We start from the raw sequence: 23,774 nt of genomic DNA, 5'->3' as shown, positions 1-23,774 counted from the left end.
GGATTATTAGAATAATTTTATATAGGAAGTTAAATGATATGTATGTTAAATATAGGAAAGTTGCTGCGTGAAGTTCATCTGTTCGTATTGAATTTATGCGTAAGATTAATTGTTAAATTTTACATCTACAAAAAAGCTTGAGCTTCACACTATGTGAAGCTTTACATTATTGGAGACAAGAACAGGAGGTTTACAAAATGAAAAAAATAGTAAAGTTTTGCTTAATGGCTACATTATCTACAACGATTATTAGTGGATGCTCTTTTGAGGGGAATAATGAAAATGCTAAAGGGAAAGAGAGTGAAAAAGTAGAGGTACAGAAAAATGCTGGGAAATATACGATGCCAGATGAAAAAGATAAACATGAAGGTACATGGCTACAATGGCCTCATGAATTTACATATGGTGAAGAGTATAAGCAGGAAGTGGAACCGATTTGGATTAAGATGGCAAGTGCATTAACTGAAGGTGAAAAAGTCCACATTGTTGCATACGATGAGGAGGAGAAAGAGCGCATTAATAAGCTTTTGATAGATAAAGGACTGAATATGGATAAAATTGATTTCTTTATCTCGCCTACTGATGATGTATGGGCAAGGGATAGTGGACCAATTTTTGTTTATGACAATAATAAAAATCTCAAAATATTAGATCCAGCATTTAATGGTTGGGGGAAGAAAACTCCTTATAAAAATGATGCTCGTATACGTGAGAATGTTAGTAAACAATCAGGGATTGAAAGAATTGATTGGGGAAAGTTTGTCCTTGAAGGTGGTGCAATTGAATTAGACAGTAATGGGACTGCTTTATTAACCCGGAGTGCTGTGACGAATAAAAATAGAAATCCTGATTTATCAGAAAAGGACATTGAAACATATATTAGTGATCTTGGGGTAACAAACTTTATTTGGTTAGACGGAGTGCCTAATTTAGATATTACTGACTTTCATATTGATGGATTTGCTAAATTCCATGGTAAATCTACCATTGTAACGATGAAAGAAGATGACCTAGCCGAATGGGGTTTGTCAAACAAGGATATGGATGCATTGTTAGATGCAAAAAATGCTTCAGGACAGAAGTATAAGTATGAATACTTACCCCTTAGTAAAGATAAAGTTACTTTAGAAAATGGAAAAGCTCTCGATTATAAAGGTTCGTATATCAATTATTATATTGGGAATACAGTGGTGTTAGTGCCTAATTATAATGATCCGAATGATAAAATCGCAAATGATACGATTCAGAAGTTATACCCAGACCGTAAAGTAGTTGGTATTGATGTGAGAGAGCTGTATAAAAATGGTGGCATGATTCATTGTGTTACACAGCAACAACCGATTCAATTGAAATAATCGATTGAAATTCAGCAACCTTCTGACAAAATAGGTACATTGTTACCTTTATCTATTTTGTCATGTTTTATTTTTCGCAAAAAGGAGCAAGGGCATTGAAAGGAATAATATTAACTAGTTTCATAATGATAGGGCGTATGATTCTATTATTAAATTTCATACTTTCATATAAAATTTTATTATTGTATTTTAAAAACCTGTCAAGAGTCAATTTTTCGCTCAACCACGGCTATATATTTTTTATATAAATATATAATATTTCTCCGTGCTATAATCCATTCATGAAATGTGCACGTTTCGAACATTGTTATGAAAAGGTAAATAGTTGACATAGTGAAATTAGTTATTCAACCATTATTAAAAAGCGAGGTAAATAGTATGGAACAAAAACATAATGGAATTATTTTTACTGCAATACCAGATAAATCGAATGAATATTATCGCCCATTTTATGAAGATCTAATTTATTTTAATGAATATTTAAATGAAAATAAAGCATTTACTGATCAACTTATATCTTTATCTGTTGAGGAGCAAGGCTTTCATACAAGCTCTTTTGAGTATGATGATATTTGGCTAAGGGATGTTGCGCCAGTTGTAACAAGTCATCTAGTTAAATTTAAATATCGCCCAAATTATTTACCGAAAGATCAAGGGCGATATTTAGATCAACAATTTAATAAATGGTTGAAAAAGAATGACTTTGAATATGTAAAATCTCCATTGATATTAGATGGTGGAAATCTGATTTGGAATAAAAAAGATACTGTTATATTAACAGAACGCATATTTGATGATAATTATGATTGGACGGAAGAAGAAATTATAGAGCAACTGGAATGGGATTTAGATGTGAGCCGAGTTATTATTATTCCTGCTGAAGAAGGAGATGTACTTGCACACGCAGACGGAATGGTTAAATTTATTGATGAACATACAATGTTTATTAGTGATTTTCTTGGGGATCGTGAATTTAGATATAGTGTTCAAGAGATTATTCAAGAGCAAATGCCAGAAGCTGAATTTATAGTTGTTCCGTCATCATATACAGAAAAGGGGCAATATGATCAAGAAATAGCATCGGCAAAAGGGTTGTATATAAATATGTTAGAAACATGTGATGCGATTTACGTTCCTAAGTTTGGACTACCTAAAGATGGGGAAGTTTTACAATATATTCAACAATATACGGAGAAACAAGCTATTCAAATTCATGTAGGAGAAATATCAACAATGGGAGGCGCAATAAATTGTTTAACGTGGTATTGTCCTGATCATTTGTTACCTTCAAAAATGAAAAGATTGCACAATCAGAATGAAGAATTTTCAGTTAGGAAGATTTTTGATTGGTTTTAAAATAAGCGTATAAGAAAATGTATTCAAGGGGTATGTATATGTATACAATTACTGAATTTTCGCGGATTTGTAAAATGAGTACACGGATGTTAAGGCATTATGACAAAGAGGATATATTAAAACCAGCATATGTGAACCCGGAAAATGGGTATAGATATTATGAGCAAGGGCAGTTAGAAATAGCGTTAAAAATTAAAAGGCTAAGAGAGTATAAGTTCCCTCTACCGAAAATTAAAATAATTCTTCAGTCATCAGATCAAGATTCATTTATTAAACATATGCAAGCGCAAATTATAGAGTTGTCTCATGAGGTGAAACAAAATTTACAGGTTATTTCTGAAATGAATGAAATGGTAAATATGAATCATGCTTTAAATACTGCTTGTCATAGAAATTACGATATATTTATTGGAATGAGAAATGAAATAACAGTAATTGCTCAAAGATTACAAATAGATATAGAGGATATGGATGATTATTTTTATGACTTATATGAAAATATACAAAAGAATAACTTTCAAATAGTCGGTTCGCCCTCTACAGTCTTTTATGATGAAGAGTATATTCCAAATCATAGTGATATTGAATTAAGAATTCCGATTATGGATGAGGATAATAAAGGTGTATTACAAGAATGTGAAATAAACAAGCTAAATCAGCATCAAATTGTTACTACTATGCATTATGGTAGCTACGACTATATAGGTTATGCTTATATGGCATTAGAAGAGTGGATAGAAAGGAACGGTTATATAATAGATGGTCATCCATATGAAGTTTATATAAAAGGGCCTGAATGTGATTGTTTAGTAGAAGAGTATGTGACACAAATTTGTTTTTTAGTTACGAAAATAGAATGAGAATATGGAAAGAACCTCTCATTCTGTATGGGTTAACTCAAAGGCACTCGAGTTAGCGGGAATAAATAAAGATACGAAAGATCCACAAGGCGGAAGAATCATTCGGGATCCAGAGACAGGAGAACCGTTTGGGATTCTTTATGATACAGCAGGAGATATGGTGATGGAAAAAGCATGGAATTCCCAGCCGAAACTCTTTGAAAAAAATTATGAAGGTTTGCTGGATGGATTAAATGAGGTTACGAAGAATGGTATTACTACAGTTGGCGATGGCCGTCTTTATTGGAAGCGAGGCTGGTTAGACGTTTGGAATAAAGTAAATGACGAAAAAAAACTAACAACGCGAGTAGTACTTCGTCCATGGGTATATCCGAATTTAAATGAAGCAGAACAAATGGAGTATTTCAAAAAAATTAAGCGTGATGATATATCATCTCGAATGCTTATTAATCAAGTGAAAATGTATAGTGATGGAATTAGCATTAACAGCACAGCTAAAATACTAGAAAAATATAAATTTGAGTGGTTTAAGGGAACACCGTATGGTTTGAACTATATTCCGGAAGAAAAAATGAAATGGTGGTTGACGGAGCTTAATAAAATTGGTTACGGTGCACTCATTCACACAATTGGGGATGGTGGAGTAAGAGAGAGTTTAAATGCGATTGAAGCAGCGAAAAAAGAAGGAGCGAATCAGCCTTATACGCTTACGCACGTAGAAATGGTAGAAGATAGTGATATAAAACGCTTTGCTAAATTAGGTGTTAGCGCTGATTTCCAAGTAGGTCATGATTTTGCAGAAGATCCTAAACAAAGCTGGGCAAGTACATATTTTTCAGATCAACAGATGAAACGAATTATGCCGTTAGGGCGAATTTGGAAAACAGGTGCAAATGTATCGCTTAGTAGCGATTGGGATGTAAACGAACTGAATCCACTTGTGACGATTTCAAATGCATTAAGTATTGATGAAAAGGGTTTATCTGATGTATATGCAGCTATTGATGCTTATACAATTAAGCCAGCAAAAGCATTAGGCCTTGATAATATCACTGGTTCGATTGAAGTAGGGAAATCGGCTGATATGGTATTACTAGATGAAGATATTACTAAAATGAGTGCTGATAAGATTCCGAATGCGAAAGTTTTGGTGACGGTTTTACAAGGAGAACTAGTGTATCACAAGGAGAACTAGTGTATCACAAGGAGAAATAAAGAGTTGTTTTATGAAGGTGCTTCAAGAAAATGAAAATATTTCTGTTGACCTTAACACGATGTCAAAGTTTAGACTGAACTTACATTCGAAGAAGGGGTGAACAGGTATGACAAAAAGTTTATTTTATATGCCTGCTGAGTGGGAGAAACATGAGGGGACATGGCTCCAATGGCCTCATAATAAAACGCATAGAGGTGAAGGTTACAGAGCTAAGCTAGATGATATTTGGGTAGCGATGGCAAAGGAACTTCATTACGGAGAAACTGTGCATATTGTTGTATATGATGAGAAAGAAAAAGTACATGTCCAATCGAAGTTAATAGAAGCGAAAGTGGATATGGATAAAATTGATTTTTTAATTGAAAAAACGGATGATGTTTGGATAAGAGATAATGGGCCGATCTTTGTGAAAGATAAAGAGGGAAATCTCCGCCTAACACACTGGGTATTTAATGGTTGGGGGGATAAATATCCGTATGAAAACGATGCTATTATACCAACGAAAATAAGTGAAAGGTATAGTATTCCAAAAGTTGAATCTAGTGTCTGTATAGAGGGCGGGGGAATTGAGGTGAACGGAAACGGGACCTTAATGGCAGCGAAAACTTCTATTATAAATGAGAATCGAAATCCTACACGAAGTCAGAAAGAGATTGAAATAGAGTTGACCAAATATTTAGGAGTAACGAATTTTATATGGATAACCGGTATTCGCGGTGAGGATAATTATGATGAAGATACAGATTATCATATTGATGGGGCAGCACGTTTTGTAAATGAAAATACGATTCTTTATGAATATGATCCTTTCGGGGAAGGCGAGTCATATCTTTTGGAGGCGTACGAAAAGCATTATCAAGAATTGCGACAGGCAAGAAATATAGATGGAAAGCCATTTCAGCTCATACCAGTACCGGTGACAAGAAAAGTGGTAAAAGAAGCAGACTGTAAGGGCTCATATTTAAATTTTTATATTGGAAATGAAGTTGTATTAGTTCCTATATATGGCGATGAGCATGACAAGTTAGGGCTTCAAATCATTGAAGGGCAGTTTCCGGGAAGAAGAATTGTCGGCATTTATGTAAATGAACTGTTTGCATATGGTGGCATGATTCACTGTGTGACGCAGCAACATTTAGCATAAAGTGATGCAAATGAAAAAAGCATGCAGAGTATATACTCTGCATGCTTTTTATAATGCTGAAAACTCTTCAACAAGTGAGCTAAACCGATTTAGTGCACTTTCAATCGGTTCTGGTGTAGTTAAATCAACACCAGCTTTTTTCAGTAAGTTTAATGGATAGTCAGAACTTCCACCTTTAAGGAACTCAATATAATGTTTTTGAGCATTTGGATCACCGCTTAATAATTTGTCGGCAATTTGGATTGCAGAAGCGAATCCAGTTGCGTATTTGTACACGTAAAACGGACGGTAGAAATGAGGTATTCTAGCCCAGCCGTATTTTACTTCTTCGTCAAATACGAGGAAGTCACCATTATACTCTCTGAACAAGTTTTCATAAACTTCGCTAAAGACTTGGGCATTTAATGGTTTGCCTTGCTGTGCCATTTCATGTGTGATTTTTTCAAACTCAGCGAACATGATTTGTGTAAAGAAAGTGCCTTTAAATTTCTCGATGAAATGGTTTACTAAATGGTTGCGTACATCAGCATCTTTTGCTTCTTTTAATAAATGATGAATTAATAGCACTTCATTTACTGTAGAAGCAACTTCTGCGACAAAAATAGTATAGTGTGCAGAAATTCTTGGTTGGTATCCGTGTGAGTAATGTGTATGCATGCCGTGTCCACATTCATGAGTAAGAGTGAAAAGGCTATTTAAATCATCGTGATGATTTAAAAGAATGAAAGGATGAACACCGTATACACCAAAGTTATAAGCGCCGGAACGTTTTCCAGGTGTTTCTCTTACGTCGATATAGCGTTTATCTTTAAAGCTTTTTAATGTTTCAATATATTCTTCACCTAATGGAGCTAGTGATTCGATCATCATGTCAAATGCTTTGTCATATGGAATGTCTTGTTTTACACCCGCTACTAAATCAACGCCCAAGTCGTATTGACGTAGTTCATCTACATTTAATTTTTCTTTTCGAAGTTCATTATAGGTATGTAGTGATTGAATATTTTTTTTCGTCGTCTCAATTAAATTTTCATATACTTCTTTCGGAACCATGTCGCCAAATAATGACTTTTCTAAAGCTGATGGATATTTTCTTAGCTTTGAAACAGTAACATTATTTTTAATAGCAGCAGATAAAGTAGAAGCGATAGAATTCTTTAATTGAACGTATGGCTTGTAATAAGCTTTATAGGCTTCTTTACGTTTCTCGCGATTCTCATCTTCTATTAACTTTGCATACATTCCGCGCGTTAAAGTAACTTTTTCTCCATCATCAGTAGTCACTTCACCAAATAGTATATCCGCATTATTTAACATGCCATATGTATGCTGCGGAGAGGAAAGTGCTTCACCCATTTGTGATAAAATCTCTTCTTGGTCTTTATTCAATACGTGTTTTTTATAACGGTATAATTCAAATAAATCTTCTTTATAATATTGTAAGCCTTCTGCTTCTTCTATGTAAGAATGTAATGTGTTTTCATCTACGCTAAGTAAGAATGGGGAAAAGAAAGATTTAGCCGCACTTACTTTCACGTGTAATTGTGATACTTTATCGACAAGAGATTGGGCGTCAGTATCGCGCGTATCAAGGTCAGATTGTAATCGCGCATAAGCGAACATTAAAGATATTATGCTAGAAATTTCTTCACTCTTTGTTAAATAAGCTAATAAGCTATTGCCGTCGTGAATAGTGCCATTAAACTCATGTAAGTCTGTCGTTAATACTTCAATTTTATGAAAATCGCTTTCCCAATCTTCAATGCTATGGTATATATCCGTTAAATCCCATTTCTCCTTATCAGCTACTTGTAGTCGATCTTTAAGTTCTGTCATAATCATTTCCTTTCTAAATATGTAGTTATATTCCTATATAACTATGAAATACAACAAATTGCAAAAAATCCCTGCTGAAAATTGAAAAGCCTTGCTAAAAATAGCAAGGCTTAAAAAATTATAATGTAATGCCGAATTTTGAATGTAAAAGCTTTTTATATTGCACATCTGTAACGTTTTCTTTCGTTTTTTTACCGTTTTTCGTTATTGTCAGACTATCCTTTGTTAAAGATGCATGCCCATCTTCAGTTAATTTTACAATAAGAGGTACTTTGTTGAATGGTGAGCCCTCATGTTCAACGATAATTTTTTGTGCTGCATTTGCTTTTTCTTCAGCCACTTCTTCTATATAAAATGCATAGCCTAACGTCCAATCATCAGCAGAAGATTGATCCAAAAACTCATTGTTTTTACGCATCTCTAACATATAGTTTCCCTTTTTGGTCATTTCTTTACGAATACGATGATCTCCTGTAACGGAGTGAATGACTTCACCTGAGAAAGGGACAGGTGCAAGAGGTAAGTATGATCCGAATCCAACCTCAATTAAATAAAATTCATTATGATGTGTTAAAACGGTTGCGATATGGCCAGAATCAACAGCCCATATAGAATTTGCAGCATTGTACACTGTTCCTGAAACGAGATGAACATCAAATCCAGCGTCTTTAAGGAAGTAATACATAGTAGGATTGAGTTCATAACAAAGACCACCACGGCTGTTTACTAAAATTTTCTCTTTCAAATTTTCTTTTGATATTTCTTTAAAATTCTTTTCGAGAATATTTAAGTTTTCAAAAGGAACAGTTTGTGCCATTGCGTACATAATGTTAGATAAATCTTCAAATGAAACTTTGTGTTTTTCTTCTATATGTAATCTTGAAAAAAATTGTTTTTGAAAGTCGGTCATAGAAATCCCTCCGTTATGCTTTTATAGGTAAATTGTAAACAATCTTGAATAGGATGTGAAATTAAAACTACGTTGAATATTTGAAGTGAGACTAAAAATAATGTGGGAGAGTGAGAGATTGCTACTTTACTAATTCTAGAACGAATATTATAATAATTCCGATAAACTATGCAAACGTTTTCTTAGAAGGGGATGTTGTAAATATGTTAAAAAAAATAACAGTAGTCGGCTTGTCGGTTGTTTTGTTTTTACCTAGTATACATGGGGGAAGTAAAGTGTATGCAGATACGGTTAACAATGGAACGTTAATGCAGTATTTTGAGTGGTATGCTCCGAATGATGGGAATCATTGGAATCGCTTGCATTCAGATGCTGAAAATTTAGCGCAAAAAGGAATTACATCTGTTTGGATACCACCTGCATATAAAGGAACTACGCAAAATGACGTAGGATATGGAGCATATGATTTATATGATTTAGGTGAATTCAATCAAAAGGGAACAGTGCGGACGAAATATGGGACGAAAGAACAATTGAAATCTGCAATTGACGCTTTACATAAGAAAAACATCGATGTATACGGTGATGTAGTTATGAATCATAAAGGTGGGGCTGATTATACGGAAACTGTCACAGCAGTTGAGGTAGATCCAAGCAATCGAAATGTTGAAGTATCAGGTGATTATGAAATTAGTGCGTGGACGGGATTTAACTTTCCGGGGCGCGGAGATTCTTATTCTAATTTCAAATGGAAATGGTATCATTTTGACGGAACGGATTGGGATGAAGGAAGGGAATTAAACCGAATTTATAAATTTAGGGGCATAGGTAAAGCGTGGGACTGGGAAGTGTCTAGCGAGAATGGAAATTATGATTATTTGATGTATGCGGATCTTGATTTTGATCATCCAGATGTTGCGAATGAAATGAAAAAATGGGGAACGTGGTATGCGAAGGAATTAAATTTAGATGGATTTCGTTTAGATGCTGTTAAACATATTGATCATGAATATTTACGCGATTGGGTAAATCATGTCAGACAGCAAACGGGGAAAGAAATGTTTACAGTAGCTGAATATTGGCAAAATGATATCCAGACTTTAAATAATTATTTAGCGAAGGTCAATTATAATCAATCTGTGTTCGATGCACCACTTCATTATAATTTTCATTATGCTTCAAAAGGAAATGGGAATTATGATATGAGGAATATTTTAAAAGGAACAGTAGTTGCGAATCATCCTACACTTGCAGTTACGCTAGTTGAAAATCATGATTCACAGCCTGGTCAGTCATTGGAATCTGTAGTGAGCCCTTGGTTCAAACCGTTGGCATATGCATTTATTTTAACGCGTGCAGAGGGATATCCTTCTGTTTTCTATGGTGATTACTATGGTACAAAAGGAAATAGTAACTATGAAATTCCAGCGTTAAAGGACAAAATTGATCCGATTTTAACGGCACGAAAAAACTTTGCATATGGTACGCAGCGTGATTATTTGGATCATCCAGATGTGATTGGCTGGACAAGAGAAGGTGATAGTGTACATGCTAATTCTGGTTTAGCAACATTAATCTCTGATGGACCAGGAGGGGCAAAGTGGATGGATGTTGGAAAGAATAACGCAGGGGAAGTATGGTACGATATGACGGGTAATCAAACAAATACTGTAACAATTAATAAGGACGGATGGGGGCAGTTCCACGTAAGTGGAGGATCAGTTTCCATATATGTTCAGCAGTGAATTGGTGATAGAAAAGAAGAGGAAGACTGAAATATAAGTCTTCCTCTTCTTTTTATATTGTTATCATACCTAAATCTTTATTTTAATAAATGAATTAATCGACTTTTAAAACAACAAGAGATGCATTGGAATAAATAATGTCACCCGTGGCTTCTCTTATTCGTACCCGAAGAACATCTCCTTGGTTTAAAGGTAATAGATCAGTTCTGGCGGATGTAGCTCTTACCCCAGAACCACCACCAACTCGTGTTTCAATTGCGAATTGAATAGAATCGTTTATTGTAAGATTTAATATACTAGACGAAATAGCTTGTATCGCAAATACGATTGAAAAGGATATAGAGTATACACCAGTGGTATTAATTGTAATGGAGTTGTCTACTGGGTTTAGAGTAGTTCCACTAACAGGTCCTGGAACGGTAAAATTAACATTTGTATTAACTACTGCTGAAAAACCGATACCTATGTTAGAAGTTATTGTTCCAAATACGGGAAGGATTCCTAAACCGGTTGCTCCAGTGGGACCAGTTATTCCAATGCCGGTAGGTCCTGTACCCCCAGTGGGACCAGTTATTCCAATGCCGGTAGGCCCTGTACCCCCAGTGGGACCAGTTATTCCAATGCCAGTAGGCCCTGTAATCCCAGTGGGACCAGTTATTCCAATGCCGGTAGGCCCTGTACCCCCAGTGGGACCAGTTATTCCAATGCCAGTAAAACCTGTCGCACCGGTAGGTCCTGTCATTCCAGTAGGTCCGGATGGGAATGTAAATGGTGGAATTGGTGGTAGTGTGGGGCCAATTAAATTTGGTTCAAGGGCAGGCCCATGTAAAATAATATATTGTTCGCTCATATAGTAACCTCCTATGATTGCTTGTCATAATTATTAAATGTATTAGGGAAAGTAAATGACATTCGCAATAGCGGAGGCGCTTATTTAATTTTTTTGCAGCGAAATTAAAGTTATTACTTTAAAGTTCGATACAATAAAAAACTGTATTGTGATTGCTATAGAACTAAATATTAGTATGTTTTTAACGTGATTTTCATATATATTATATTTGCTTTACACTATAAGTGTAAAGTGATAATAAATGAGTGTTTTTACACTTGTGGTTATGAGAAGAAGTTCTTTATATAAATCGTAATTTAAAATCCATAAGGACATTTCTGTATAGGCAGTAGTAGCAAAAGGAGAGGCAATATGAAAAAAACAATAATGAAATATAGCATAATGTTTAGTTTATTACTATTAACGTCATGTGATATATCGGATAAAGAAATTGAACAAAAAGCACAAAGTTATACAAAATCGGAGCATGGTATTTCTGTAAAACTAGATCGAATTGAAATAGCCGACCAAGGTAAGGATTTTTTAGGTCCAAACACACGAACAGCTTATGTACAGCAAGTAGATGAACCGCATTTACAATTTCAAATATCCTTCGATGGACGAAGTTCTCTGAAGGTAAATAATGATAACTATAAAATAAAAAAAGGAGCAAATGATTTACGAGAAAGATTCAATACATATTATGAAGAAAAAGGGACTAATACTCTACTTACTTTCGAGAAAATGCAGACGGGGGATATTGTTTTCAATAAGGATGCAGAGAAAAGAATAGTGAAGAAACATCCGAAGCATTATGTTACGGCAGTTTTCAAAAGTAATATCTTTTTGGACGTAAACAACCGTGCACATATGGAAACGTTAGCGGAGCTTGCGAGAAGTATTCAGGAATTTAATAAGATAATTGAAAATAGTAAGAGTAGTGTGGATGATATAACGATTCAGTTGCCAAATGATAATAAGGATGTATTACAACATATTCCGGTAGATTATATAGTAACGGCTGAAGAGGCGAAAAAGACACTTGAGAAAAATGTTGATTATATGAAAGCTTTACAGTCTGCAAGGAAATAGTCTGACACCTTTACTTCTCACAAAACATATAGTATGATGATTTCAGTAAATTAGATTTCAATGACTATAATATAAATTAATGAGAGGTGCTTTTTGTGAGTGCGGTAGGTACTAAATAGGAAAAATTTAATGAAATAAATCGGATAAGACCAGGGGATTTTTATGTATATCATACCCCTAATTTTGTCATGGATTTATTTCGATACCTATGAAGATACCTACAATACTTTATAAAGCGTGTAATAAGAGGATTGTCATTTGTTTTTTATGGCTTATTTCCTCATAGGTTATTACACATGCCTTGTAAATGTAAAAGCTGCGGTATCCCCGCAGCTTTTTTGTGTATATTTTTAATGTATAAAAATGGTAATTGAATAATGTAGAACTCATTGGAATCTAATGAGTAGGTATCTTCATTTATGATAAAAATCAATCATAGTGAGGAGAAACAAAATGAATACGATGACTTTTGAAAAGTTACAATATAACGAATTAAAGGAAATAGTGAAATCATATTGTGTAAGTGGATTAGGAAAAGAAATATTAAATAAATTAGAGCCGAGTACGAATATAAAAGTAGTGAGAAATCGTTTAAATGAAACGACAGAAGCACGAGCTATAGTAGATGCAGAAGGGCATGTTCCTTTCTTCGGCATTTCAAATATTGCTAGTACAATTCAAAAATTAGAAAAAGGGATGATTTTAGATCCTGAAGAGTTAGTAAGTGTTTCAGACTTTTTACGTGGCTGTAGAAAGATTAAAAAGTTTATGTTAGATAAAGAATTTTTTGCGCCAGTATTAGCTTCTTATGCGAATTCAATGACTGAATATAAAAGTATTGAAGAGGAAATCAACTTTTCCATTAAAGGTAATAGTATTGATGCAGTTGCGAGTAAAGAGTTAAAACGAATTCGAAATAACATTGATTCTGTAGACGGAAAAATAAAAGAGCGCTTAACGAAGTTTTTAAATAGTAGTGCAAATAAGAAGTATATTCAAGAGTTCTTTATTAGTAAGAAGGATGATAGGTATACAATTCCAATTAAATCTTCTTATAAAAATCAAGTTGCGGGAAGTATAGTTGAAGCGTCCGCTAAAGGCTCTACTGTATTTATAGAACCACACACGGTTACAAAGTTAAATGCGGAACTCGCTAGTTTGAAAGCAGAAGAAGCGATGGAAGAGTATCAAATTTTAGCGACTTTATCAGGGATTGTAGTAGAAAATATTTATCATATAAAAATTAATATGGAATTAATTAGTCAGTATGATATGGTATTTGCAAAAGCGAAGTTTAGTAAATCGATTGATGGAATAGAGCCAAAGTTAAATGATCATGGCTACATTCATTTAGTAAATTGTAAGCATCCGCTTTTAAGCGGAAAAGTAGTACCGTTACACTTTGAAATCGGTCAAAACTATCGTAGTTTAATTATTACAGGACCAAATGCAGGCGGGAAAACAATTGTATTAAAAACAATCGGATTGTTAACTTTAGCGACAATGTCAGGCTTGCATATTGCTGGAGATAAAGAAACAGAAATTGCTATTTTCGAAAATGTATTTGTAGATATTGGTGATAATCAAAGTATCGAAAATGCACTCAGTACATTTTCATCTCATATGAAAAACCTTTCTGAGATTATGAGGATGTCAAATAATAATACGTTGCTATTATTTGATGAAATAGGAAGTGGGACTGAACCGAATGAAGGGGCAGCACTTGCAATTTCTATTTTAGAGGAGTTCTACCTTGCGGGATGTATTACAGTTGCAAGTACGCATTACGGTGAAATTAAACGCTTTTCAGAAATGCATGGTGATTTTATGAACGCAGCAATGCAATTCAATAGTGAAACACTAGAGCCACTTTATAAATTAGTAATCGGTAAATCAGGTGAAAGTAATGCGCTTTGGATTGCGAATAAAATGAACGTAAGAGAGCGTGTACTGCAAAGAGCGAAAGAGTATATGGGAAATAAAGAGTACGCTCTAGAAAAAGTGAATGAAAGCAAAATTAGAAAACCGAAATTTGTGCAAGAAAAAAGAGAAAATCATTACGAGTACAAAATCGGCGATCGTGTAAATGTATTAGATTATGATGATTTTGGTATTATCTATAAGGAAATAGATAATTTCTATAACGTCGTTGTATATTATAACGGTGAATTTGTTGAAGTGAATGTAAAACGTATTACTTTAGAGGTAGCGGCGAAGGAATTATACCCAGAGGGATATGATTTAAATACACTATTTGTCGATTATAAAGAAAGAAAAATGCAACATGATATTGAGCGCGGATCGAAAAAAGCGCTTCGTAAAATCCAAAAAGAAATAAGGAAGAATAGAGGATAATATAGAATGGTAACGATTAGACAAGAACAAAAAAATGATTACAGAAAAACAGAAGAAGTTGTACAACAAGCATTTTTAAATGAAGAATTTAGTGATAAAAAGGAACATGAACTTGTAAAACGTATTAGAGAATGTGACGCATTTATTCCAGAGTTATCAATTGTTGCAGTAGCTGAAGAAATAGTCGGTCACATTATGTTATCGGAAATTACGATAGAACAGGATGGGATTTCTGAAGAATCATTAGCACTTGCACCAGTTTCAGTTGCTAGGGGCCATCAGAAAAAAGGAATTGGTGGAAAACTTATTGGAGCTGCGTTAGAAAAAGCGAAAGAACTTGGATACGGGTCAGTTGTAGTATTAGGACATCCAGAGTACTATCCGAAATTTGGCTTTAAGAAAGCAAGTAAGTGGAATATAAAAGCACCATTTGAAGTGCCTGAAGAGGTGTTTATGGTGATGGAATTAAGGGAGAATGCTCTTGAAGGTGTAGAAGGAGTTGTTCAGTATTCGAGTGCATTTGCTGAGTAGGAATATCAGTTAAGAAATGTAATCATAAAAGATGCTATCTTTTTGTAGAGATATACAGAAAGATAGCTTTTTTTATTAAGCAAATTCACTTACGTATATTTTGCTCAATGAATAATTAAGATGGTAAAATTGATATAGAAATGTAAAAGGAGAGAAAAGGATGAAGAATAGAGAAACAGATAGCAATGAGAATGTAGTTACGTTATATGTTACAAGACACGGAAAAACAATATTAAATACGAATCATCGCGCGCAAGGCTGGGCAGACTCCCCGTTAGTAGAAAAAGGTGTTGAAGTTGCCTCTAATTTAGGAACAGGATTAAAAGATGTTCATTTTACGAATGCGTATAGTAGTGATAGCGGCCGAGCGATTGAAACTGCTAATTTAGTATTAAAATATAGTGAGCAATCAAAGTTAAAACTTGAGAAAAGAAAAAAATTACGAGAATTAAATTTTGGTATTTTTGAAGGTGAAAAACTTGAAAATATGTGGGATGTGGTTGGAAAAGCTGCAGGCGTTGCATCACCAGAAGAACTTATGAAGTTTTCTATTCAAGAAGTGATTAATCTGATTAGAGCAGCAGACCCTACGAAACAGGCGGAAGATTGGGAATTATTTTCTACTCGTATAAAAGCAGAGATTGATAAAGTTAGTGAAGAAGCTGCTGCAAATGGAGGTGGCAACGTTTTAGTTGTCGTTCATGGGCTTTTGATTACTGCATTAATTGAAATGCTAGACAGTAGTAAAACAAAACTTGGAGTGGAAAATGCAAGTGTGACAAAGATTGTATATCAAGATGGAACATATACAGTCGAGTCTGTTGGGGATATGAGTTACGTTGCAAAAGGGAAAGAAAGTGTGGAGATATAAAAATAAGAAAAGGAAGATAGAGAAATCTAGCTTCCTTTTCATTTTGTGAATTACGGGATTAATAAAATCTTCCCTGTACTTTTTCTGCTCTCTAATAAATTATGTGCAAGAGCACCATCTTGTAAGGCGAATGTAGTAGGATTCGCAATGTTTAATTTTCCAGTAGTAATCCAATCAAATAATTGAGTAGAGCGCTGCTTACGTTCTTCAAAAGTAGTAAGCACATTCCAAAGGTCTCCGCCAGTTAAAGTTTTTGAAGTATCCATCAGCATACGCGGATCAACGGGCGCAGGATTACCGCCGGCCATTCCGTAAAATACGATAGTGCCACCAGTTTTAGTAGCGCTAAAACTTTCCTCTAATGTAGAACCTACTGATTCATATACAACATTTACTCCATTACTGTTTGTTATTTCAAGTACTTTCGCCGGCCATGCTTCCGTATATAAAAATACGTGGTCAGCACCAGCTAATGTAGCTATTTGTGCTTTTTCTTTTGATGACGTGAGGCCGATTACTGTTCCGCCTAGTAGTTTAATTATTTGGATAAGAAGTTGCCCAACACCACCAGCTGCGGCATGTACTAAAGCTATATCACCTTGTTTTATTTCATAGCTATCTTTCGTTAAATAATGTGCTGTTAATCCTTGTAATAAGACAGAAGCGGCTGTTTCAAAAGAAATAGAATCTGGAAATATAATTGCTTTCTCAGATGGAACGGCAACTAGTTCTGCATTAGCAAATGGTACATCAGCAAATGCAATACGATCTCCAGGATTAATATTCGTAACGTCAGCTCCTACTTTTTCAACAATGCCAGCCCCTTCATAACCTAATATATACGGCGGGTTGCCAGCGAGATGATAATCACCGCGGCGTCTATAAATGTCGGCGAAATTTAAACCGATTGCTTTCGTACGGACAAGAACTTCATTTGGATTTATGATTGGATCATTTAGTTCTTTATATTGTAGTACATCCGGATTTCCGAACTGTTCGAAACAAAGTGCTTTCATATGGAATACCTCCATTTATATTGTTTGTCGATGCTCTTTATCATACAATACAAATATCGATAGACAAAGAGGATTATTTCGATGAAATCAATCGAAAATTACGATTGAAAAGAGGGATGAGAAATGGAGATAAAACAATTAGTTACATTTAAAATAGCCGCGGACACTTTGAATTTTACACAAACTGCGAAGAAATTAAACTTTGCTCAATCGAGCGTAACAGCGCAAATTAAAACGTTAGAAGCTGAGCTAGGTACGCCGTTATTTGAAAGATTAGGAAAACGCCTTTTCTTAACTGAAGCAGGTAGGAAGTTTCAACTATATGCCGACAAGATGATTGTACTTAGTAATGAAGCGAAAATGGCTGTGAAAGATGATGAAGAAATAGCTGGTACGTTAACGATTGGTGCACAAGAAAGTCAGTGTACATATAGGCTTCCATCTATATTAAAGAGGTTTAAAGCACAATTCCCTCAAATAAAACTTATATTTAAACCAGCGCATTCCAATAAAGATGCGAAGGAACAATTGATGGAGGGAAAAGTCGATCTTGCCTTTATTTTGGACGAATGTAAAACAGAAGATGCTTTACATGTGGAGCCGCTTATGAAAGAAGAATTAAAAATAGTAGCTGCTTCAGGGCATCATTTACTCGAGAAAGCTTCCATTTCTACAAAAGATTTAGAAAGTGAGACGCTGTTGCTAACAGAGCTAGGGTGCTCGTACCGGACTTTATTTGAAGAGCTACTTCGTACAGAAGATGTGTATCCAGCAAATAAAATTGAGTTCGTTAGTGTAGAGGCAATTAAACAATGTGTTATTGCAGATTTAGGAATAGCTGTTTTACCAGCGATAGTAGTAGAAAAAGATATACGGGAAGGGACGATAAAAGAGTTACATGTAGAAAGTGCAATCTCACCAATTTACACACAAATTGCTTGGCATAAAGATAAATGGATGACAGTGCCACTGCAGCAATTTATTGATGTAACGAGGGAGTTTCTTACAACGGATTAAGTGGAGAAATATTTATTTTATATAGTAGTAAAAATGGCAATTTTGTATAAAGAACCGATGCTTGCATGAAACGAGTATCGGTTCTTTTATGTTTTAAATAAAGGATGCTATAAAATGTGTATTTCTCAACTTTTTTTCTTAGATGGATACGTAAATTTCTTCGTATATTCCAATAATCATAAGGAAATTTACAACGTTTATTGGTTTCTGTAAGATGCCTCTAGGAAGTATGAAAGGAGGGGCGTACATAGGGGATAGATTGTCTTTATTATACGTACTTATTTTGAGGGGGAGATTTAAAATGTTTAAAAAGCTAATGAAAGTATGTGCGTTAAGTGTAGTGAGTGTCGGGGTATTATTTAGTTTTCAAGAAAGTACATTTGCAGCTACTGATTTAAGTAGTTATTATGACGGGAAAAATCCAGCAACAACAAAGGTATACGGGGGAAGTACAACGTGTGATGCTGATGGATTTAATGCAAAGTCTACAGCCGTGTACGAAGGTAGTAAAAAAGTAGGAACAGTGTATTTACGTTACAGTAATAAATGTCATGCAGCATGGTCTAAGCTTGTTTTAGATCAACCAGCACCAGCTGTTTCTGGAGGAGTGTATGCGTACGCTGTTGTGAATAAATACAAAAATGGTGTATTCCAAAAATCAGTCACTTCTAATCAGGGAAACGGCACAATAAAAACAGGTCAAACGAGCACTTATACAGGAATGGTATTTGATTTAACTGCTGATTTCGGATACACAGCAGATGCTGAAGCGGTTACGTTTAATAACGGTTATGGAAAAACAGGACGCTATTAAAAAGGAGTGGAATACTTTGAAACTTTTAAAAAAGCTAAGCGCATGTTTTTGTCTATCATTGCTCGCTTTAACTAGTGTGTTTAGTACGACGAATAGCGATAAAGCATATGCAGAAGATCATTCGTATGATGGGAAAAGTCCTTACTATAATAGCTGTGATCAATCCGCTGTAACGAAAGAAAAGAAATGGATTGATTCCAATTCTTATGTAGAATTAAAGTTTAGCACGACGTGTAAGACAGCATGGGCGAAAGTTACAGTAACTCGTGCAGCAGTATATAATAACGAAGCTGATGCAAGAATCGTAAGAAAAACAGATGGAAAGGCATATACTTGCGGGAGTGCTGGAGGAAATGGTGTTGTGAATAAAGGGCAAACATCATGCTATACGCCAATGGTATATGATTTAGATCCAAGAAAGGCACAAGCGCAAGGGAAACATGCTATTCCGAATAGTGATGCATATAATTATGCGGAGACAATTTGGTATTAATATAATACATGAGTTAAGAGTTGTTATTTGATATAAAAATGGAAGAGCCTTACTGCATTTTAGTGTGGTAAGGTTCTTTCAAGTTGTTAATAGTTTAAGAACAGTTCTTTACAATGACATATCTTTATAATCACTTTTAAGTATCGCCATAATAATTTCATCCGAGTACGTATCGTTATAAAATAAAGATTGACGTAAGGTGCCTTCTTTTACAAAACCAACCTTTTCATAAGCTTTAATTCCGCGTAAATTATGGCTAAACACTTCTAACTGTAAACGATTTAATGATAGTTGTTCAAAAACAAAACTTAAAACTATTTTAATAGCTTCAGTTCCATAGCCTTTTCCTGTTAATGACATAGAAAGCATCGATATTCGGAAGCCTGCTCTTTTGTTACCCTCATCGATATCTAAAATCGACAACTCTCCAATCATTTCGTCATTGCTTTGTAAACAAATAGCGAAATCGTAGCGACTCGAATCATTATTTATATGAGCTATATGTGTCTTTATTTGTTCCAATGAAAAAGTAGGTTTGGTTCCAGTCATATAACGTATCTCTGTATCCATCGTACTTTCTAATATAATTGGGGCATCTAGTTCGCAAAGAGGTCTTAAATAAATTCTTTCACTCTCTAATCTCATTATAAATTTCTCCTTAAGTTTGGTGATAGAGTATATAAATATTTTTGCTCTACATGGAAGAAGAGTTTTATTTTGTGTATTGTTTGAAAAGTATGTGTCTTACTTTGATGTTACATGAATTTTATAATGATATGGTATACCTAAAACAAATAATAAAAGTTTTATACATAACAAAATGCATCAACAAGTTTTTTAATAGTCGAATTAACTAAGATCTGTATCAGGAGGAGTATATCCAAGGTGACGAGTCATTGATACAATTTGTCCTTTATGGTGAAACTCATGAGTCTCTGTATGAGTTAAAAGCCATAGCGGAGTTGTGCTCCAAGGCTCTTTTTGCCATTTCACTTCATTTGCTATATTTTCGAGCCATCGGTCATTGTATTCATCTAAAAAACGTATTACAACCTCATCTACTAACTTAAATCTATCACGGACTTTCTCGATATCTGCATGCTCAATTTCATAATCACTAGCAAATGAAAAATCTGCCCGTTTTTGCTTGAATGCGAATGATCCAAGCCAGTATCGGTAGCAATCGGCTACATGAATATGCGTCTTTATAATGCTACCGCTTCCGAAATTTGGAACAGTGCTATGTAATTTTTCTAGTGGGATTTCTCCCAAAAATGTAAATAGAGTTTCTCTTGTAGAACTAATAAGATTATATTGTTGTTTTAAAATATGTAACATGTAATTGACACTCCTCTATTATTTACTAAACTAACTGTGTAGTAAGTAATTCTATATTTATTAGGGGTGAACCTTTTAAATATTATTACTAAGCATATTAGATGTTTTTCTTAATCGTTTCTGATAGATTAAACAAGGTGAAACTTTAATAAGTTGAACATTCTTAGTTCATAATAAATGGTACATGAAGAAGGGGAACGATCAAATGAATAGACTAGTTGGCTTAAAACAATTTGAAATAACGCGTGGGGAATTGCTTAAATTTATGGAGACGCTAGACGATAAAACTGTGGATACGCAGCCACGAGGTTTTAATAATACAATTCGCTGGCATATCGGTCATGTGTTAACGGCAGCAGAAGTTTTCATGTTTGGAAAAGAATTCAAACAATTACCAACTGAATATCCAGGTATGTTTGGGTATGGATCAAGACCGTCTAAATGGAAAACAGAAGGACCATCGTTAGAAGTGTTAACGACTCAATTAAAAGAACAAGCAAAACGTATTAACGAAATTCCAGCAGAAGCATTTGAAAATAAACTGCCAGAGCCATTCCTAGGATTGGAAACAGTAGGGGAGCTTTACGGTATGATGCTTTATCATGAAGCTGATCATATTGGACAAATGAAGGCGATGGAACGTATTATTAAGGCTCTTTAGTTGTAATTGCATATAAAAAACGAAATTATATTGTGAAATATTATAATGACAAAAAGGATAGATAATTTATTATCTATCCTTTTTGTCGTTGAGCTTAAAGAATTATGAACGCTTGCCATCGTGATACTGATAAAGTAGGTATAGTTATTATATTTATTTTACATAATAGAAAAATATTGAAGGAAATACAGAATTAAGGTTGCAAAAGCCGTACGAAATATAAGTATAATAATAGAGAAGAACTAGAAATAGGGGTGAATACTATGATTACATTAGAACAAAAGTTGGAGCAATACACACATACGTATGGACAGTTAAAGGGAGAACTAAAATGGAAAACGAGTGATTCTCGAACAGGAATGATGATTGCTGCTATGTATGCAGGTAGTGATAAATTGTTTGATCTCGGACGTTTTTTAGAAATTAGTAGTTATATTAAGAATCAGGTAGGGATGTTTTCATACTTGAAGTCTTATCATCGCTTTGTGGTGGCCGCAACTTTAGATATTCACTTTACAGATTACAAGGAAGCTTTCCGGAAGTTTTTAGATTTATATGAACAATTGGTCGCTGGTGGTTTTAGCCGAAGTATATTTACTTATCTCGCAGCATCTGTGCTTTTAACAGAAGAAAATGAACAGCATGGCACGCACATTCAGCGTTCGATGCAAGTATATAAACGTATGAAAGAGGATCATCTTTTTCTTACAGGTACAAATGATTATCCACTCGCGGTTTTACTAGCAGGACAATCAGAGAATGTAGAAACACTTATGGACCGAGTAGAACGTCTGTATCAGAAACTAGCGAAAGCTGGTTTGCGTAAAGGGAATGATCTTCAGTTTTTAAGTCATATCCTCTCACTAAAGAAGGATGTTCGTGAAGAAATGTTAGTTGCAACATGTACAAACATATGGAATTTGTTAAAACAAGAAAAGGTAAAAGTGAAACAGATGCATTATCCAGCTATCGGGCTACTAGCGTTACTTGAAGATGGAGAAAAAGAGATTCATTCTATTAAAGCATTGATTGAAAAATTGCAGGGGGAGAAATTATTCCGTTGGCATACAGATGCGAATATTCTTATTGCTATTCAACTGTTCGTAAGTCAGAAAGGTGAGGAAAGTAAAACTACCAACACAGGTTTACAAACAATGATAGAAGTCCTCATACAGGCACAACAGGCAGCTATGATGGCAACGATTGCTGCTTCATCTGCAGCAACCTCTTCTGCTAGTAGTAGTTCATAATGTGCAACGAATGGCTTATGCTCTTGTAATTCATAACTCCTTTGATAAGGGCGGTTTAAAAAAGCCCATCACTCTCTAATGAGTGATGGGCTAACTGTTTTTACATAATCAGCATTATCTTTTCGATTCCTTCAAATATTTGAGTTGTGTAACAATCATAATGCTAATAACAACGAGTAAAAACCATGAGCTAATTTTGCTTAAGTGAACGAGATTCCACGCTTCCCGTTGATTTGGATATTGCCATGCTCCGAAAAATGTTGCGATGTTCTCTGCAATCCAAATAAAGAAACCGATAAGGAAAAAGGAGAGAACGAGTGGCATTTTATATGTAAAGCCTCGTAATGAAAATTCTACAAATGTCCGAAAGAAAACGATGAATAAAAGTACAGTTAATACCCATCTAAAGTCATATAGAAAATGATGTGTAAAAAAATTAAAGTAAATCATTGCTCCTAGAGGTATTGCAAAAATAGCTTTCGGCCAATGATGCATTTGCAAATGCAATCTTCTCCACGCTTGGCATATGTAACTTGCAACACTTGCATACATAAAGCCGCTGTAAAGTGGAACTCCAAAAACCTTTGAATATGCCTCTTCCGGATAACTCCATGAACCGAAATGTACTTTATATATTTCTAGTAAAAGGCCGATGAGGTGGAAGACGGTAATTACTTTTAATTCGTCTTTCGTCTCAAGTCCAGTTTTATACATAAACCACTGCATAAGAAGACATACGATGAGTATGAAATCATATCGGTATAATCCTGGGATAAAAACGATTTTTGAAAGGGCTAGTGTTAAAAAAATAACGACAGGGAATAAACAGGATAATGCTTGTTCATAAGTAAAATAGAGTAGTTGTTTTACATAAAACATGTTTTCACCTTCTAGGATTTCTTGTTTTGATTGAATAATCTGAAGAATAATTAAGTATACTATAGTTCTAAATGATAGAGAACTATAATTAGTTTGTTTGAAAAAACAAAAAAATGTAAAATGAAGTTAATTCAATGTAGAGGAGATGTGCCAATGTCAGCGCTTATTGTAAGTATCCCGTGTATAAAGCAGTTTATAGAATAAGG

At 34.6% G+C, this 23,774-nt stretch carries 21 protein-coding genes and 1 pseudogene; 15 read left to right on the top strand and 7 right to left on the bottom strand.

Annotated features, from left to right (window positions below; genetic code table 11):
• Window positions 1-197 precede the first annotated feature (197 nt).
• From JDS82_RS10245 to JDS82_RS10225, 5 genes and pseudogenes are all read left to right on the top strand, one after another.
• Entirely contained in the window at window positions 198-1,355 is a 1,158-nt protein-coding gene (locus tag JDS82_RS10245) for an agmatine deiminase family protein (RefSeq protein ID WP_064471150.1), read from the top strand.
• Window positions 1,356-1,733: 378 nt separating this feature from the next.
• The gene (locus JDS82_RS10240) at window positions 1,734-2,711 is read left to right on the top strand and encodes an agmatine deiminase family protein (RefSeq protein ID WP_199713189.1); all 978 of its coding nucleotides are present in this window, start codon (window positions 1,734-1,736) and stop codon (window positions 2,709-2,711) included.
• 38 nt (window positions 2,712-2,749) lie between these two features.
• Window positions 2,750-3,571: a MerR family transcriptional regulator gene (locus JDS82_RS10235; protein WP_199713188.1), complete on the top strand. Its 822-nt coding sequence runs from the start codon at window positions 2,750-2,752 to the stop codon at window positions 3,569-3,571.
• A gap of 4 nt (window positions 3,572-3,575) precedes the next feature.
• A pseudogene (locus JDS82_RS10230) lies at window positions 3,576-4,766 on the top strand (amidohydrolase); the annotation flags it as partial.
• A gap of 127 nt (window positions 4,767-4,893) precedes the next feature.
• The gene (locus JDS82_RS10225) at window positions 4,894-5,931 is read left to right on the top strand and encodes an agmatine deiminase family protein (protein WP_016135082.1); all 1,038 of its coding nucleotides are present in this window, start codon (window positions 4,894-4,896) and stop codon (window positions 5,929-5,931) included.
• 48 nt (window positions 5,932-5,979) lie between these two features.
• Here the strand turns inward: JDS82_RS10225 and pepF are convergent, their stop codons facing one another.
• The gene (pepF, locus tag JDS82_RS10220; RefSeq protein ID WP_199713187.1) at window positions 5,980-7,767 is read right to left on the bottom strand and encodes an oligoendopeptidase F; all 1,788 of its coding nucleotides are present in this window, start codon (window positions 7,765-7,767) and stop codon (window positions 5,980-5,982) included.
• A 118-nt stretch (window positions 7,768-7,885) separates the two neighbouring features.
• Window positions 7,886-8,677 (bottom strand): arylamine N-acetyltransferase family protein, encoded by a 792-nt coding sequence (locus JDS82_RS10215; RefSeq protein ID WP_199713186.1) that lies wholly within the window; start codon window positions 8,675-8,677, stop codon window positions 7,886-7,888.
• Between the two features lie 203 nt (window positions 8,678-8,880).
• Between JDS82_RS10215 and amyS the strand changes: the two genes are divergently transcribed.
• The gene (gene amyS / locus JDS82_RS10210; protein WP_199713185.1) at window positions 8,881-10,422 is read left to right on the top strand and encodes an alpha-amylase; all 1,542 of its coding nucleotides are present in this window, start codon (window positions 8,881-8,883) and stop codon (window positions 10,420-10,422) included.
• A 94-nt stretch (window positions 10,423-10,516) separates the two neighbouring features.
• On the opposite strand, the gene JDS82_RS10205 is transcribed toward amyS, so the two are convergent.
• Window positions 10,517-11,272: an exosporium leader peptide-containing protein gene (locus tag JDS82_RS10205; protein WP_199713184.1), complete on the bottom strand. Its 756-nt coding sequence runs from the start codon at window positions 11,270-11,272 to the stop codon at window positions 10,517-10,519.
• A gap of 351 nt (window positions 11,273-11,623) precedes the next feature.
• Between JDS82_RS10205 and JDS82_RS10200 the strand changes: the two genes are divergently transcribed.
• The 4 genes from JDS82_RS10200 (at window position 11,624) to JDS82_RS10185 (ending at window position 16,100) form a co-directional block, all read left to right on the top strand.
• Window positions 11,624-12,343, top strand: a complete 720-nt coding sequence (locus JDS82_RS10200) for a hypothetical protein (protein WP_199713183.1) — start codon at window positions 11,624-11,626, stop codon at window positions 12,341-12,343.
• Between the two features lie 453 nt (window positions 12,344-12,796).
• Complete coding sequence (locus JDS82_RS10195; protein ID WP_199713182.1) at window positions 12,797-14,698, top strand: endonuclease MutS2; 1,902 nt, start codon at window positions 12,797-12,799, stop codon at window positions 14,696-14,698.
• 6 nt (window positions 14,699-14,704) lie between these two features.
• On the top strand, window positions 14,705-15,229 hold the full coding sequence (locus JDS82_RS10190) for a GNAT family N-acetyltransferase (RefSeq protein ID WP_199713181.1): 525 nt from the start codon (window positions 14,705-14,707) through the stop codon (window positions 15,227-15,229).
• A gap of 160 nt (window positions 15,230-15,389) precedes the next feature.
• Window positions 15,390-16,100: a histidine phosphatase family protein gene (locus JDS82_RS10185; protein WP_000797119.1), complete on the top strand. Its 711-nt coding sequence runs from the start codon at window positions 15,390-15,392 to the stop codon at window positions 16,098-16,100.
• 50 nt (window positions 16,101-16,150) lie between these two features.
• Here JDS82_RS10185 and JDS82_RS10180 read toward each other — a convergent pair whose 3' ends face one another.
• Window positions 16,151-17,116 carry a quinone oxidoreductase family protein gene (locus tag JDS82_RS10180; protein WP_048565941.1) on the bottom strand — a complete coding sequence of 322 codons (966 nt, stop codon included), beginning with the start codon at window positions 17,114-17,116 and terminating at the stop codon, window positions 16,151-16,153.
• Window positions 17,117-17,239: 123 nt separating this feature from the next.
• Here JDS82_RS10180 and JDS82_RS10175 point away from each other — a divergent pair, with 123 nt between their 5' ends.
• From JDS82_RS10175 to JDS82_RS10165, 3 genes are all read left to right on the top strand, one after another.
• On the top strand, window positions 17,240-18,133 hold the full coding sequence (locus JDS82_RS10175) for a LysR family transcriptional regulator (RefSeq protein WP_199713180.1): 894 nt from the start codon (window positions 17,240-17,242) through the stop codon (window positions 18,131-18,133).
• Between the two features lie 301 nt (window positions 18,134-18,434).
• Window positions 18,435-18,947, top strand: a complete 513-nt coding sequence (locus JDS82_RS10170; RefSeq protein WP_000473729.1) for a DUF2690 domain-containing protein — start codon at window positions 18,435-18,437, stop codon at window positions 18,945-18,947.
• Window positions 18,948-18,963: 16 nt separating this feature from the next.
• On the top strand, window positions 18,964-19,440 hold the full coding sequence (locus tag JDS82_RS10165; protein ID WP_199713179.1) for a DUF2690 domain-containing protein: 477 nt from the start codon (window positions 18,964-18,966) through the stop codon (window positions 19,438-19,440).
• Between the two features lie 108 nt (window positions 19,441-19,548).
• Here the strand turns inward: JDS82_RS10165 and JDS82_RS10160 are convergent, their stop codons facing one another.
• Both JDS82_RS10160 and JDS82_RS10155 read right to left on the bottom strand, forming a co-directional pair.
• Entirely contained in the window at window positions 19,549-20,085 is a 537-nt protein-coding gene (locus tag JDS82_RS10160) for a GNAT family N-acetyltransferase (protein WP_199713178.1), read from the bottom strand.
• Window positions 20,086-20,289: 204 nt separating this feature from the next.
• Window positions 20,290-20,778 (bottom strand): DinB family protein, encoded by a 489-nt coding sequence (locus tag JDS82_RS10155; RefSeq protein WP_000902419.1) that lies wholly within the window; start codon window positions 20,776-20,778, stop codon window positions 20,290-20,292.
• A gap of 184 nt (window positions 20,779-20,962) precedes the next feature.
• Between JDS82_RS10155 and JDS82_RS10150 the strand changes: the two genes are divergently transcribed.
• Window positions 20,963-21,439 carry a DinB family protein gene (locus tag JDS82_RS10150; protein WP_199713177.1) on the top strand — a complete coding sequence of 159 codons (477 nt, stop codon included), beginning with the start codon at window positions 20,963-20,965 and terminating at the stop codon, window positions 21,437-21,439.
• A gap of 263 nt (window positions 21,440-21,702) precedes the next feature.
• Window positions 21,703-22,689 carry a DUF4003 domain-containing protein gene (locus JDS82_RS10145; protein WP_193674017.1) on the top strand — a complete coding sequence of 329 codons (987 nt, stop codon included), beginning with the start codon at window positions 21,703-21,705 and terminating at the stop codon, window positions 22,687-22,689.
• A 114-nt stretch (window positions 22,690-22,803) separates the two neighbouring features.
• On the opposite strand, the gene JDS82_RS10140 is transcribed toward JDS82_RS10145, so the two are convergent.
• Window positions 22,804-23,568 carry a DUF817 domain-containing protein gene (locus JDS82_RS10140; RefSeq protein ID WP_199713176.1) on the bottom strand — a complete coding sequence of 255 codons (765 nt, stop codon included), beginning with the start codon at window positions 23,566-23,568 and terminating at the stop codon, window positions 22,804-22,806.
• Between the last annotated feature and the right edge of the window lie 206 nt (window positions 23,569-23,774).

Origin of the sequence: Bacillus cereus group sp. N14 (genome assembly GCF_016483555.1) — a bacterium.
Taxonomy (GTDB): Bacteria; Bacillota; Bacilli; order Bacillales; family Bacillaceae_G; genus Bacillus_A; species Bacillus_A wiedmannii.
The sequence above is the reverse complement of the archived record's forward strand: the minus strand, read 5'-3'. Positions and strand labels throughout refer to the sequence as shown.